At 50.0% G+C, this 14,675-nt stretch carries 9 protein-coding genes; 3 read left to right on the forward strand and 6 right to left on the reverse strand.

Going from position 1 to position 14,675, the window contains the following annotated elements:
- Window positions 1–46: 46 nt before the first annotated feature.
- The 3 genes from R3F50_06125 to R3F50_06135 all read right to left on the reverse strand — a co-directional run bounded on the left by R3F50_06125 (window position 47) and on the right by R3F50_06135 (window position 5,439).
- Window positions 47–1,459, reverse strand: a complete 1,413-nt coding sequence (locus R3F50_06125; GenBank protein ID MEZ5489879.1) for a hypothetical protein — start codon at window positions 1,457–1,459, stop codon at window positions 47–49.
- Between the two features lie 550 nt (window positions 1,460–2,009).
- Window positions 2,010–3,998, reverse strand: coding sequence for an adenylate/guanylate cyclase domain-containing protein (locus R3F50_06130; protein MEZ5489880.1), 1,989 nt, complete (start codon window positions 3,996–3,998; stop codon window positions 2,010–2,012).
- A 7-nt stretch (window positions 3,999–4,005) separates the two neighbouring features.
- Window positions 4,006–5,439, reverse strand: coding sequence for a FecR family protein (locus R3F50_06135; protein MEZ5489881.1), 1,434 nt, complete (start codon window positions 5,437–5,439; stop codon window positions 4,006–4,008).
- Window positions 5,440–5,652: 213 nt separating this feature from the next.
- On the opposite strand from R3F50_06135, the gene R3F50_06140 reads away from it, so the two are divergent.
- From R3F50_06140 to R3F50_06150, 3 genes are all read left to right on the forward strand, one after another.
- Complete coding sequence (locus R3F50_06140) at window positions 5,653–6,354, forward strand: Crp/Fnr family transcriptional regulator (GenBank protein MEZ5489882.1); 702 nt, start codon at window positions 5,653–5,655, stop codon at window positions 6,352–6,354.
- Window positions 6,355–7,034: 680 nt separating this feature from the next.
- Window positions 7,035–8,921 carry a fibronectin type III domain-containing protein gene (locus tag R3F50_06145; protein MEZ5489883.1) on the forward strand — a complete coding sequence of 629 codons (1,887 nt, stop codon included), beginning with the start codon at window positions 7,035–7,037 and terminating at the stop codon, window positions 8,919–8,921.
- A gap of 164 nt (window positions 8,922–9,085) precedes the next feature.
- Window positions 9,086–10,906 (forward strand): hypothetical protein, encoded by a 1,821-nt coding sequence (locus tag R3F50_06150; protein MEZ5489884.1) that lies wholly within the window; start codon window positions 9,086–9,088, stop codon window positions 10,904–10,906.
- Window positions 10,907–10,996: 90 nt separating this feature from the next.
- Here R3F50_06150 and R3F50_06155 read toward each other — a convergent pair whose 3' ends face one another.
- The 3 genes from R3F50_06155 to R3F50_06165 are packed head-to-tail and all read right to left on the reverse strand — an operon-like array spanning window position 10,997 to window position 14,633.
- Window positions 10,997–11,701 (reverse strand): hypothetical protein, encoded by a 705-nt coding sequence (locus R3F50_06155; protein ID MEZ5489885.1) that lies wholly within the window; start codon window positions 11,699–11,701, stop codon window positions 10,997–10,999.
- A gap of 60 nt (window positions 11,702–11,761) precedes the next feature.
- The gene (locus R3F50_06160; protein ID MEZ5489886.1) at window positions 11,762–12,628 is read right to left on the reverse strand and encodes a methyltransferase domain-containing protein; all 867 of its coding nucleotides are present in this window, start codon (window positions 12,626–12,628) and stop codon (window positions 11,762–11,764) included.
- 34 nt (window positions 12,629–12,662) lie between these two features.
- Window positions 12,663–14,633 (reverse strand): tripartite tricarboxylate transporter permease, encoded by a 1,971-nt coding sequence (locus R3F50_06165; GenBank protein MEZ5489887.1) that lies wholly within the window; start codon window positions 14,631–14,633, stop codon window positions 12,663–12,665.
- Between the last annotated feature and the right edge of the window lie 42 nt (window positions 14,634–14,675).

Here is a 14,675-nt window from a genome sequence, read left to right on the forward strand (position 1 = left end):
TAGTAGGTGGCTTGAAATGGCTATCAAGCTAACAACAATAGTATGACTAAAAAATGAATCCTACGCCAATTTCGATAGAAGTACCTTTATTCCTGAAAAGTTCGATGTTGCTGCGTTGCTCTTGATGGAACACGTTGAAAATAAAGGCGGCATAGTTCGAGTACGGTCGTCTATATTGAAACAACACATAGTTTCGCGCGATGGAACGGTAAGCTCCGCCAGCCAAAATCGGACTGTATGATTCCTGGTCATCGATGGTCGTATAATTAAACTGACTTATGAGCTCACCCCCTCCTATTCCCAGACGCCATATAAGATTTGCCTGCCAACCATGGCGATCACCGCCTGGCCGACCGCTTTGCAGATTAAAGTTATTCAGTAATCCAAGCTCGAAAACCAGCTGGTGTGAAAACCCCTTTACTGTCATCGGGCATGACAATCCAGCAGCAAGCTTGGTTTCCAGCGCATTTAACTCGCTTCTTTCATGAAAAAGTTGGTGCTGCAGCGCCAGATCATAGTATGGATCGCAACCAACCACGCTTCCAACTTGAACCCTTGCGATACCCTCCGAGGCCGTATACAAAGGACGGCCGCCAAAAAATAAATTGGTAAGTGCGCCATTCACCTGCCAACTGCTACTTGTCGACGGGCGTATAAATGAGTAGCGTGCACTTAGCTGCAGCAAATCTGACTTTTTCTCCTCACTGATACGCCCACTCGCCTCGAGCCTCCAATCATGCTGATAGCCCGGCCTCAACTGCCGTAACCGTCCCCCAAGCCCGAAGTTTATGTAGGGTCCACTTACTGGTTGGAAATCTGGATTTAATTCAAGGACAACGGGTTCGCCGGACAGAGTCAATGTAACCTGATCGGAATTGGGAGCTGTGTTCAAGTTGCTATCATAACCCGTCAGCAACTCTAGCTGGAATAGACGTTGTTCCGTAAAAGATTGCCAAGTTTCCTGCCTTTCTTCCAGCAACGGTAGTAGGGCGGTCGGTGTATCCTCTCGTTGCAAAAGGTTTTCATTCAATTCAATCGCCGCAAATAAATCGCCCTGTAAAAAAAGAGCTTCGGAGTAATCAATCTGCGCAGCACCGTTCCGTGGTTCCAGTAGCAGGGCGCGCTCCAATGCTTCGAGAGAGGCAGGAATTTTGCCATTTCTTAGCTGTATCGAGCCAAGAAGTGCAAAATACTCTGAGCTTTCAAGGCACAAGGGCATGAGCTTGATAAGCTCCTGCTCCAAGGAAGCGTCCTCAGTTACCTCGCCTTGATAATACATAAGCAATTCAGGACAGGCCTGAACTGCTGACGAAAACAAGAGAAACAAACTAAGAAATACTGAGCGCCCGCCAAACATTGCGAACTTGTTCAGGTTGCAAGCAAAACGCTTCTTGAGAATGGAGATCACCATTAGGGCATTATCTGAAATCACCTGGAACGACGCAACGAATGCGCGCAAGCTCGACTTGAATCCGCAACTCTTGAGGAGTTGGCTGGAAGGCAAAATACGCTTTCATTCAAAGCTTTGTCAGACCGCTAGTATGAGGAGTACAACGGGCGCGGCTTAGCCAGGAAGAACCATAACAGATTAAAGCGCTGATGAAAGCAATGCATGCTCAAAAAGTGCTCCCCATGATGTTGGGACGCCACAAATCAATCATCTGCCGGGAGCTTCGCCGCAAGGCAGGATTCCGAGACTAATGACCCGGGCAGATAACGCGTTTAGCTGATGGACACAGGCAAGATAAAGCCCCCCGTCAGCAATACGAACAGTTCTCACTAATTAAAAAATCTGAACAGCAGAACAAGGTTCAGGAACATGAGAATGATTGAGAATACTCAAACCCTATTTACGTCAGCACTTTCTGAAGGGTGGTGATATTTCAACCACCACCTAGTGTCCTGTCCGGTTAATTCGTTGCATTTCAGCGTGCCAGCCAAGGTTCCTGGCAAGGCGCGCCTTGCAGGCAAGGGCTATTTTGAATTTCAATGAGGCTTGCAGCGAGAAACTAACCCAATCCGCCTTTGATTATCCTTAGCTTACGAGCCGAAGCGCGTTTGTTGGATGGCATCTCCTTAAAAGGAGGCGCAAACAACAAGTGGGGTAATCGCAATCCGCTGAGCAGATAGCTGCCTTGAGATTCAAGCCCGATCTTACTCAACTGCCTGGCGGCACACTCACCAATGAGAATTGGCTGTGCCAGCTCAGCCGTCATCTCCTGAATTCTCAGGGTAATAGTTACAGTGTCTCCGAGAAGGGTATGAGCCCTTCGATTGGCGGGACCAATCAAACCAGTTAATACCGGGCCCTGTTCAATCCCAATACCTAAAGCAAGTGGTGCCAACCATTCTGGAAGATCCTGAGTAAGCAGGCAAGGGGTGATGATTTCCTGCATCTCCTGCGCTGCGTTCAATGCACTCCTGGCCGTCTCACTATCCTGGCCATCCCACACCGCGAGAATCCCATCTCCCCTGAATTCCTGAATTCTACCCCCATATTTCTGTGTCAACTCGCTAGCTTTTACAAGAAAAAAATGCAATATCGCGGCAGACTCTTCGGGTGGCCTCGCCTCGCCAAATACCGCGAAATTTCTTAAGTCAGCGCACAGCAACGTTACATCTTTGCGTTTTGCATTAATATTGGAGCTCGGCAGGTTGTAGGCTATTTCTTTCGCCACATCACCAGGGAGGAAACTGTTTAGATTAGCAAAAACCCGGCTTCGTTCACTCCGGAGAACCCCCTGTTCAAGCAATAACAACATACTCACTGCACAAAGAGAGAATACTGCCGGGAATATGAAGCCAAGCCATATTTGCATTTTTGCAAGAAGCAGAATGTGAAGCCCAAATGCGACAAGGGGAAGAAGCAATCCCGCTAGTGGCAGCCCGTAAAGTGATACTTTTTCTCTGGCTCCAGCTACTATGAGCAATAAAGCCCCGGCTATGATGGAGAATGCCAGCAGCATCCAATACGCACCAGCTGGCGTGTAAGGGATTTTAGAATCGAGAAGGCTTGTCAATATGCGGGCTTGAAGTTCCACGCCGGGTGTAGCTCCAGAGTATGGAGTTGGCACGATATCTCCAATACCAAAAGCTGTTGCACCAACAACCACCCAGCTGTTAGCGAGCAATTCCCGGTCCGCAGTTCCCTTCATCACATCTAAGGCAGATATGACGCTATAAGTCTCCGGCGCCCTCCTGTAAGAAATTCTTAGATTTCCGTTCTTATCCAATGGTATTCGCAGCCCAGGATACCCGCCGAGTTCAAGTACTTTCGGTGAACCAAAAAAACTGGACTGCTCCGAGAGCATAACCGACCAACGGTCGCTTCCGACGCTATGCAACAAGGCAGTGAGCGCCAACGCAGGGTATGCCTGGGCACCCACACAGACCAGGGCAGGTACTTTGCGAATTGCCCCATCCGGGGAAATTATTGCCGTGATGTGCCCTTTGGGGATGTCTCTAAAACCGCTATGTGGCGCTATGAAGCTGTCGGTTGCGGCAAGATCTGCATTACAACTTACTCCATAAACCGGGTGAGTCAACTCCCCCGCTTCGAGCTGTTGAGTGGATTGCAGCGGGGGAAACTGGGCAATGATAGCGCCACGAGATCGATCCAAAGCTCCTATCAGGGCATCATCGGAAAAATTGGGTTCCGAGTAGACTATATCGTGCAATTGCAACTGAACGTCATAGTCATTTAGTGCGTTTACAAGGCGCGCCATCTCACTTCGTGGCCAAGGCCAAGCGCCAATTTCAGCAATGCTCCTTTCATCAATACCAATGAGCAATACACGTTGTTCCAATTCCTGGTCGGGATTGAAGGTCCATCCCAATGCACCAAATCGTTCCTCGAGGCTTTTCAAGCCTGCGCCAAACAGGGCATACATAACTAAGCTTATCAGCATAGCCAACAACAAAATGACCACTCGCCCTATGACAGGCCTACTCCCTAATAAAAGGAACAAGCGGCTTATTGGAACCAGGGTCTTCTGCATAGCTTAGCTACTTGCTATCCCATAGAGTAAGGCCTTTAATACTGCCAATCTCCAGCTGTTTTTCAAAAAAGTACCCTGCTTCTGACCCATCGAGACTCGTAGAACCAGCCACTCGCTGGTCGGCCGTGTTACTAAAAAAATATCCACTATTGTTGATAGTGCCTGACGCCTCAAAATTAACCATGCCCGTATCCCGGTTGCTAAGGTCAAGCTGAGTTTCGAAAAGCCTTTTTCCAAAATCAACAGCTAGATCGCCACTATGCACTCGCATCGCAACGACACCAGAATCAGAGTAATAGAAAGCCTGAGCGCTATTAAGTTGAAAACTGATTACCCCCAAGCCCCTATCAACCAGTTTTGTTCCGTCTTCAACCCTGAACAACGCGTAATCATTGTCGGCTACTGTAACTTCGCGATCCAGCCTGGCAAGATCATAGGATAACGCTATCTTCTCCTCTTCAAGCGTATCCGTATTCCAGGCGAATCTACCCCAAATAAGTTGGCGTTGTGCCAGCAACTCATCCGTAACGGCGCTTGTGGGTGTGTAATCGGGCAGTGTTACGAATGGGTCAATCTCGGGTTTCGGTGCGCTGTCGTCGTCTTCCAATTCTGCTGCTACTGAAACTGCCCTGGCCTCAACAAATGCTTCGCTATCTGTAGCCTTGGTTTCTGACGCGTCCCGTTCAAGGTTTACATCATTAGCTTGTGTCAAATCCGTTCTTTGTTGCAAATCCTCTTGGGCGGCTTCCAGCGGAGTCAACAACGGCAGTGCCCGAGAAGAGTTCAACTCCACCGTTTGGAAAGACTGACCGTGAAGCTCTATGGCTTCACTAGTTTCGCATGGGCCCAGCGAGTCGGCATCGCACAGATCAGAAAAAGGGGTGAGAACAATCGTTCCCTCATTAACGAGTGCCCTAACTGACTCATCAGTGGCTCTTACTACGAAATCTGTACCTCTGACTCCGATAGCCGCAATAGGCGTGTTAAAGCGAAACCGGGTTCTGGCAGCTTTTGCTCCCTCGCCAGAAATAGATCGTGTAACACCCTCAATAAGGTTAAATTTTATTGTCGTTTTTTCGGGATTCTCTGTTTCAAATTCGTAGCTCAGTATCTCCAGCTGACTACCTGGACGGATGCTCACCAAGGCATTGTCTACAAATCGCACATGGACATGGCCGTTTGCTTCAGTAACTATTTTGTCGGCCGCGCGTACAACCTGCCCGACTTTGATTTCGATGGGGGAGCTGTTTGGGGCTTTAATAAAGGCTTTCCCCAAAACCAGGCTCACTTCTCCAACTCTTTTGTCACTGACCTGAGCCTGGGCGGCGGAAGCAAACGCAAAAATCAAACATAAAGCCGACACGAAAACTGGCCTACCCTGGTATCGATTGTTAAAGTATCCAGAATATCTGACGAGTTTTAGAAAAACAGATAAAGCCATACAAAGCCTTCGGATGAGGTTAGAATGCAAAGTTAGATTAAAACCCCGCTAGTGTACCAGTTAATGTCAAAGATTAGCTCAAGCTGGTTTTTGGGCGAGTGATTGTAGTCACATCATCTTGCGATGCCAAAATAATAATCATAAATTCAGATAGTTACATTTTGGGTGACAATTAAAATCCAATGTAAAACCCGTCAATTGGCTCGCTAAATCATGGCAATTACACCTGAATTACTATCCCGGTTCCCGATTCTTAGACCATTACCGCAAGAAACGCTAGAAGAACTTGCAATTTGTTCATCAATGCACAAATTCATGCGTAGAGGAATAGTCCTGCACGCAGGCAAGAAAGAAGACAGTCTGTGCTTTTTATTTGAGGGAAGACTACAAGGGGTAGATTTCACCATAGATGGCCGGGAAGTCGGACTATACTTCGTTGAACCAGGGGATTTTTGTGGGGAATTGTACCTTTTTGACGAGGGGCCACAGCCGGAATTTGTCATTTCCTTGACCCGCGCAATCGTCGTCAATGTTCCAGTTAAAGCCATGCAAAAGGTAATGTTGGATTCACCAGGCATTGTAAACTTGCTCGGTGCCAGGTTGGCTTCGCGGGTTAGGCAGCTTACAAGGCAAAGATCTCTACTTGGACTTCCGAACATTATGCAGCGGGTATGTTGTCAACTGTGGCTACTTGTCCCCAGTAGAGACAGGGTTCGTATGGCCCCAACGGAAATAAACAATCCTCCTACGCACATGGAAATTGCCATTATGCTCAACCTGAGCAGGGAGAGTGTGACACGGGTATTTCAGGCATTGCAGACCAAAAACATAGTGCGAAGGGACGGTCCTTCTCGTCTGATGGTTATCGACCTTGCCACGCTTAAGGCCTTCGCTGAAGGCAATGAAGAAATCTGAATGAGCTGCTTCTTGCTTCCAGGGCGGATTAAGGATCTTCAGAGATTTATGCAGTCGAAAATTACTTAGAACGCTAAATAACTACTGAGTACATGCTGCAACACCCTGCCGGCGACGCGATTTCATTTTTCAGCCCCCCTGATAAAAGCATTTATATTCGTTCTCGTGATCAGTATCGCTTTTACAGCTAGAGGGTTGTGGTAGGCTTGGTGGATAAGTATCCATTTAGCTAAGACTGTAACCCACTGCTTTAAAGGCATATTATCATTTTGCGTTCAGCTCCCAACCGCTACCTACCCGTCATTGCGTTGTTGCTTACTATTGCCAGTTTTAGCGACGCAGTGGCCCAATCAAGCGATCAGCTGGGAGACTATCAGCTTGCCAGTAAGTTTGCGCCTCAACTCCGACTATCCAGCCCGGGGACAACCGGCGTTTTTCTGACAAGCGCCGAATACCCGTTCATAGACTACATTCCAATGGATGTTCATGACCTAACGTCAAGGGCTCCTCAAACTACTATCGAACTCGATCTCACCGCTGACACATTGCTAAACGAAACTCTTTTCCCGGCTGCCCGCTATCCGGTTCCGGACGGAGCGTTGGATATACTTGGCTCGCCGGCCATCCGCTCAGCCGACAACAGCCTGTTGTTCGCACCGATTTGGGTAAACTCGCCAGCTGTGCAGAACAGCTACAAAGCACTTTCTCTTAACCCAACGGTCTACTTTAAGGTTTTCCGAGATCCTCAACAGCAAAATCCCACTGCTATCCAATACTGGTTTTTTTACTTCTACCACTATGGACAATTGCAGCATCCGGGAGATTGGGAATCCATAACCGTTTTCCTCAATAAGTCAGAACAGGCTTCAGAAGCAGCCTTCCTGAATCATGCAGGAACAACCCGTATATCCTGGCGTAATGTGGAAACCTACGACATATCTCACCCGGTAGTCTATGTGGCCAATGGATATCATGGTTCCTACAATGAGCCTGGCACAACAACATACAGCTCGGGACCCAACGGCGATGAGTCTCTGACCGTCAACCATACGGGGGACCGACAGCAATTAATCCCGCTTGATGACTACGCGTTATCGAACCTGGATGAACTAGAGGTAAGCAGCGATAGTTGGGTCTGGTTTGAGGGCCGCTGGGGTAATAGTGGCGGAAATGATCTGGAAGCATTCGAAGTCGCAGCACCTTTCGGCCCTCGCTATCGAAAGGACATCTCGGGAGATTCTGCCTGGGCGCTGGCCAACCACCCACCATTCGACCCGTACAAGGGTTGCCAGCCACGAACTGAGGGTGTCAATCTCTATGGAACCGCAGAAAACTATGGCCCCTGGCGCTGGATATCCGGTTACGGGCTCGATCAAGGATGGAAAAGCGAGTACGAGTGCTCTGTCTCTCCTCTGCCACTGCCACCAAGTGGATTGAATTTTTCCATCACTGACAATGTCATTACGGTACAGTGGAACTCCTCTGGGGATGACGCAGCAGGCTATTTTATCTACTTCAACGATGAACCCAGCAATTTCAACTCTTCATCAATACCGGGTTCTGGTCAGAACGTGGGGAACACAAACCGATTTTCTGTGGAACTTCCAGTCGGGGTTTATTATTTTGCACTGAAGGCCTACGATGCGATAGGAAGGACGAGTGACTACTCTTCTACACTGGTAGTAAGTTTCGACCCTCCAACCTCACTACCTAGCGTGCCACAGGTAAAGCGAACTGGTTCGACTGGCTCGCCGGGGCCCTCGATTAAAAGCGTGACACCAGTGCTTGAATGGACCAGTGTTCCAGGCTCCTCAAGATATCAGGTAGATTTCTATAACCTGACTGAAAGCGATCTAATCCTCGAATTATCCGACCTTAAGTCGACAGTTTACTCCCTGCCTCCACTGATTCCGGGTCATGCCTATAGATGGAGGGTCAGGGCTTGTAACGCCAGCGGTTGCAGTGATTACAGCCCTGATTACTATTTTACGATTCAGGATTCTTTAGTACCGCCGCCGACTCTGGTTCACCACACCGTAGAGAACTATGTTGTAACGATAAAGTGGACCAACCCTGACAACATTGCCGGTATTAAGGCTTTTTACGGAGTGGAGTCTGGACTATACAAAGCCGACCTGGACCTGGGTAACGTCTCACAGGTCTCTGCCGAAGTCGGTGCCGGCATAATTTATCTAAGCCTTAGGTCTTACGACGCTTCCGGAAAGCTCAGCCCGGAATCCGAGGAAATCGAATTAACTGTCCCCTCGACTGAGCCCATCCCATCACTTCCGACCGTTGCAACTCCAGGCTCGCTAACTCCTCCTGGGCCTAAACTGAGCTCAATCATTCCAATGCTTGACTGGGAGCCCGTTCCTGAAGCTGAATACTATCGTGTCGTGTTGAAGGACCTGCTAACCGAACAAACTACTGCGGACACCATGTTATACGGATTTACGGAATTTACCGCCCCTCCTCTGGCACTGGAGCGCAGTTATTCATGGATCGTACAGGCATGTAACAGTGCCGGCTGTAGCGAGTTTTCCCGGCCCCGCTATTTTCGTCCCTAACAGACTCTGGGCGCTGGACAACGCTGTTGCGTACTCGTATTCTTCGCGAGGACCTCTACTGCAATTAGCTCAACTCATTCCCACATCCAATGAAAGCAGACCCATTCAGCGTCCATAGAATCCTTGTCGGCACCAATTGCGTACACACCAGCTCAGTGTTGATCATGCGACTTGACCAGAAGTTTGGCCACGAGAATATTTCCTATGCGCATCACGAGCGCTTTATCCAATTTTTAAATTCATGTGAACCGGAAAGAGTCAGTGCCCAATTTGCAGATCTTCTTCCTCCCTATGACCGGTATGAAAGAGAACAAGGGCAGCTGACCACCGGTATTTCTCTCGCCCAGGCGGCGATTATCTTCCAGCGCTGGTGTGGACTTCCGGTTAGCCACTATTCCAGAGTTAGAGCAAATGGAAGTTCAAACAACGAGTTAGTGGCGCTCGAGTATCGGATCATTCCGCTTGCCCTTGCCGCGTGGTCTCTGGCCGCGCGAGTCCTGCAGGGATTTTCTCGCGAGAGTGATCCGCAGTCGCTGTCAGCTTTACTGGAAGACTTCGTGAAGCATTATTTCGACGACCGCGAGAAGCAGATTCGCTACATCCTGGGCGCGGAAAAGTTAGGTATCCCGTGGCACCCGCTAACAACTGCTGGTCAGCTTCTGGAATTTGGTCATGGAAAATATCAAAAAAGAATCTGGAAAAACTTCTCCAGTGCGACAAGCCATATAGCCAGCGTAGTTTCCTCGAATAAGCAGATAACTGCAGAGATATTCCGAAACAACGGGCTACCCGTACCCAGCCAGGTAATGATATCTGATGAGCGTGAAATTGCTCCGGCCCTTCGTCATTTTAGCTTTCCTTTGGTAGTAAAGCCGGCTGCTACAGATTTTGGTACAGCCGTTCATCTCAATCTGAAGGACGAGACGGCGGTTCGCAAAGCATTCACCAACGCTCGCCAGCACGGTAAGGTATTGATTGAAGAGCAGATCGCCGGCGACCAACACCGACTCATGGTAATCAATGGTAAATTTAGATCTGCTCGCCGGCATAAACCGGCCCATGTCAAAGGAGACGGTAAAACTTCCATCATTGGGCTTGTAAACAAGGCAAATGTGGAGCGATTGAGGAACGGCTGGAAGCCTATCCCACTAGACGACGAATCAGAATTCGTGCTGGACCAGCAGGGGCTACAGCCGGGCAGCATCCCTGACCGGGGGGTTGAGATAAGACTTCGCTCACAGGCTAACCTCTCAACGGGCGGTACCATGGAAGTCATGACGGACGTAATACACTCCGACAATATCGTAATGGCTGAGCGAGCTGCTGCGATTGTGGATATCGATATTGCTGGAATAGATTACATCACTACCGATATTACCAGACCCTGGCATGAAACAAATGGGGCCATTTGTGAAATAAATGTGACACCTGGCCTTATATTCAATGAGGAGGAGCAAATCTTATCAGAGCTGTTCCCGGAGCAAAACCGCGGGAATATTCCTATCGTGGCAATACTGGACCCTGATACCGAAGGAAGATTGACAAAGGCTGTTGTAAGTTTCGTACAGCAACAAATATCACCAGTTTGTGTAGCAGACTGCCGCGGCTTGTGGCGGGGTAACGAAAACCTGGCGGTGGGCAGCTTTTCAACCGCTGCGGGTGTCAGGGCTGCCGTGGGAGAGCCAAGCGCTGCTGCGGTGGTGGTCGAGGTATATTCTAAAGAGTTCTGTCGTTCAGGACTGGGAGTGGATGGCTGTGACATCCTTGTAGTCAACCCGGTCCATGCGGATTCCGGGGATCCTGAAACTGACCGGCGACTTGCCGAGTTCATGCTTACGCGTGCCAGCAAAATCACTTTGAGTCCGGAAAAAGGCATGCAGAAAGCGGAGGAAACCCCTCTGGGAACATCTGATTTCTCAGGCATTTCAGGTTTAGCCACCGGCTTAATTGTTCACCTTAGAGCCTCGATGGGGCTTAATTTTTGAGTCAGGCCCGCCTGACTGACAGTTCCGCTCGAAAAACCAACATTGATATTGTTTCACAATCAGTAAAAATACCTGCCTTCAACCAATCAGTCAGTCGCCATCGGGGTTCCATCGATATCCCTGGTCACGATTCCAGCGAAGTTCAGCGGGTGGATCTATTCCATTTTTCATCTCTTCGACAAGACAGCTACTAATCACATTGAATTCCAATCTTTCGGCCAATTTCTGATATAACTGAATCATCGTTCCGGATCTTTCATCCTTCCTACCCTTGAACGAATATCCCATTGCTCCGTCAAGGTGATCATCCAGTTCATTTGCTAACCTTATCATTAACAGATCTCTGCTTTCCTGATTGAGATCTGAAGCGTGGTTGAAATACTCGATTACACTGTCCCTCGACCACCAGCGCATATGCTCATAGTTCCAAAGCATGGTTTCTATGCGCTCACCAAACCTTGTACGCAACAGGGCTCTGCGGTCAAGGCTATCATGCTCTTGTCCGGGCCCGTCAAAATGATGCATGACATGGGCCGCATGGAGAAGTGCAACCACAACAAGTTCCGAGTCGGCCTTTTCCGCCATGGCTATACTAGCAGTAGTTACCAGATGATTGAGCAATGGAATTGCTTGAGCACGGTAGTAACCATTGGCCATTTCCTGCGCAAACAGGAATGCATCCCGGAGCAGCACCAGATCCGAAACTGTGTACTTTGCAGCCAGCGCCTGGTTCATAAGTTGTGGATAATTTTGAGCAAATTGATGCATAACAAGTTTCACAAAAGTTTTCAGCACGCTGATTGTGCCAGGTTTATCGCCCCCCCGGAGGGAAAACGTCTGTTTGCTAGCTCCTGCTTACCTATAGGCAACCAATTCAGCTCGGAAGTCAGGGCCTTGACCCTGTATAAACGACCTTGCTGGACCGGATCGGCTCTTCTCCCTGATATGGAGGCTTTGAATCTTTAGTCCGGCCCGGGCAAAGCACTGCTGCAGGTTTTCGGCTGTCAGATAGGGCTGGCGCCACCTTTCACCAGACCAGAATACTTTCGCCGAATCTCCGAGTTCAAGGGCGCTGCCAGCCGAAAACCCGGCTTTTTCCGCCAACCTCACCAGGCGAGCCATACTGTCGTCTATTTCTAATTGGTCCTTCTTCGGAGGCCCCTTTGCCTCACTTTCACAAACCCGATTCGACAATAGAACAATGCCGCCGGGCTTGAGTAGGTTTCTCCAGCATCTGACAATTTCCTGTCGAGCGGGCCCGGGGAAGAAAAGCAGAAAGGAGTGAGCAACAATGACGTCAACTTTCTCGTAGTTTAAGTTCGTTATACTGCTCTCGATACATTCAGCATTGAGCCCAAGATAGTCACAGAACAATCGATTTTGAATGACAGTGGTCTTGCATTGGTCGACAAGCGCGATTTGCGGAATAGGTTCATCGGCCTCAAAAGCACCGATCACCATTGCAAGAATGCCAGTATCCGCGGCCCCGGAAATTAGAATTCTGGCGTCTTTCGTCAATTTCAGACGTTGTAGCTCGCGCTTGAAAAAGCCGGAACCTGAAGGCAGGTTCCCATCCAAGGTTAACCAGCGAATCATGGACCAACAGCGATGATAATCGAGGCAGCCATGAAAAGGATCACAGAGCAACGGAGCCCAGTCCCAGCTGAATCGTGCCAAATTTGGTAATGGTTCATCTGGATTGAATTGCTTAAAATTTCCCACACGCCTGTCCTGATGTCCGCTCGGTGAGACAGGGTTATCCCAAGTATCGCCAGACTATACCTGCTGGCAATACCAGTGCTCCCCAGACGTCCACAGCCAAGTAGGTCAATAAACTGCTGAAGCCTGCAAAGAGTCCAGGATACAGATAATAACGTATGCCAGCGCGCTTGTTGTCAAGGTACCACAACAAGGCAATAAGCCCAACGGCGAGCGTGATGCCAAAAGCCCATATGAAGAAAGGGAGAACGACCAGCGAAATCAGATGTCGAGTATGTGCGGCAGGCATGAAAGGCTTTTTTGCCACTTTTCGGGCGGTTTGCCCCACCTCAGCCATGGCAGGATGGCCAAATCCGCGAACGACGGTTAACAGCGCCAGGCCCGCGGCAATAGCCACGATCCCTTTGCTGTAGAATGAGTACTGATCCTCTCCCAGCCAGGCTATCAGCGTAATAGATGACATGAACAAGAGTATCGCCAGACTGAATATCAAATCGGAAGCATACTGGCCACTGCGGGCCGGCTCGCTCGATTTACGTCGCAGCAGCCAGAACAGCGTGCTGCAGATAAGCCCTATCAGTAACAGAGAACCACCTCGATCCCAGGGCACTATCCGACCCAGTTCCACAAGCTGGAGGCTGAGTACCAGGTTGGTCTCAATTAATTCGCCCAGTACAAATGCCACAACAAAGGGTACCAGAGGCCAGTCATTGATTCGCCAGAAGTAGCCGATTAGCCCAAATAGCAGGGCTGTGTATCCGTCGAAAAGCCTGCTCTCCAGCTGCAGTACAGCCAGTAGACTGATGAGCAGGCAGGGGAAGGCGAAATGATCAAGGCGCACACTCCTGACTTTCGCAAGCGCAGGTGTCAGCCCCAAACCAAGAACCGATGTCAGAAGGTTCGAAACCAACAGAGCAATGATCAGGGTAGCCACCAGAGAGGCCTGAGTATCCAGCAGCTGCAGACCGGGAACGATCCCGTGCACGGAAAACACTGCCAGTAGCATGACCCCAGCCTCGCTTCCGGGCAAGCCAAAAGCGAGGGCCGGCAACAGCGACCCGCCATCTTTGGCGTCCACGGCCGCTTCCGGGGCAATCACTCCTCTGATGTCACCCTGGCCGAATGTGCCGTCACTACGGCGTGAGCCTGCAGAGGCCTGACCATACGCGACGAATCCCGCGACTGTGCCGCCCACGCCAGGGATCATGCCCACCAGCGTGCCAATCAGTGAAGAGCGCAACGTGAGCCCCGGATACCTGAATACCGCTCGCACGCCGCTCAACACAGAATCGTCTCGAGCCGGACTGGCGACTCTCCCCCCAGCCATTCTGACCGAGCCGGCCCAGGTCAACAGTTCGGACAGGGTAAACACACCCAGCAGTACCGGAATCAGACTGAAACCCTGGGACAGTTCAAGGGAGCCGAAGCTGAACCGGGGGATTCCGGAACGGGGATCAAGTCCGATCAGCGCGACCACCAGACCCAACACGGCCATAAGTGTTGACTTCAGCAGATTGTGAGACTTCAGGCTGAGGATCGTCAACAGGCCCCATAATCCGACCAGAAATCGTTCCAGCGGCCCGAACTGAAGTAGAAAAGGACGAATTATCGGTAACAGGCTGATGAGCAGCACTACCCCTATAACCGAACCCACGGCCGATGCCGTCGCCGCGCAGGCCAAAGCAGTCTTCGGATAACCGTTTCGATTCATGGGGAAACCATCCAGCAACGAAGGTGCGCTGGATGCCGAACCGGGGATATTAAAAAGGATTGCAGTGACCGAGCCCATGAAGGTTGCGCCGCCAGTCAATGCCCCAAACAGCATCAGAACCGCTTCATTACTCCAGTCTGCAGTCATGACCAACAGGACGGCAGCAAGACTGGCATTACCGATACCTGGCAGAAAGGCCGTGACCATGGCCAGGAGTGTGCCCGCAACCGGAATCAGGATGGCTGGCCAGGAAAACACCTCGCCGAATCCCGTCCCTACTATGCCCAGCCAGCTCATCTGCCAGATACCCGCCTATTCATCACTGGAAGGCTTGAAAAG

It is taken from the genome of Gammaproteobacteria bacterium (genome assembly GCA_041395725.1).
Classification (GTDB): domain Bacteria; phylum Pseudomonadota; class Gammaproteobacteria; order Pseudomonadales; family Pseudohongiellaceae; genus NORP240.

Bases quoted from the DNA above. Each gene is read 5' to 3' on its own strand.
- R3F50_06150 (MEZ5489884.1), top strand. From the start codon at position 9,086: ATGCGACTTGACCAGAAGTTTGGCCACGAGAATATTTCCTATGCGCAT.
- R3F50_06130 (MEZ5489880.1), bottom strand. From the start codon at position 3,998: ATGCAGAAGACCCTGGTTCCAATAAGCCGCTTGTTCCTTTTATTAGGG.
- R3F50_06165 (MEZ5489887.1), bottom strand. From the start codon at position 14,633: ATGAGCTGGCTGGGCATAGTAGGGACGGGATTCGGCGAGGTGTTTTCC.
- R3F50_06135 (MEZ5489881.1), bottom strand. From the start codon at position 5,439: ATGGCTTTATCTGTTTTTCTAAAACTCGTCAGATATTCTGGATACTTT.
- R3F50_06140 (MEZ5489882.1), top strand. From the start codon at position 5,653: ATGGCAATTACACCTGAATTACTATCCCGGTTCCCGATTCTTAGACCA.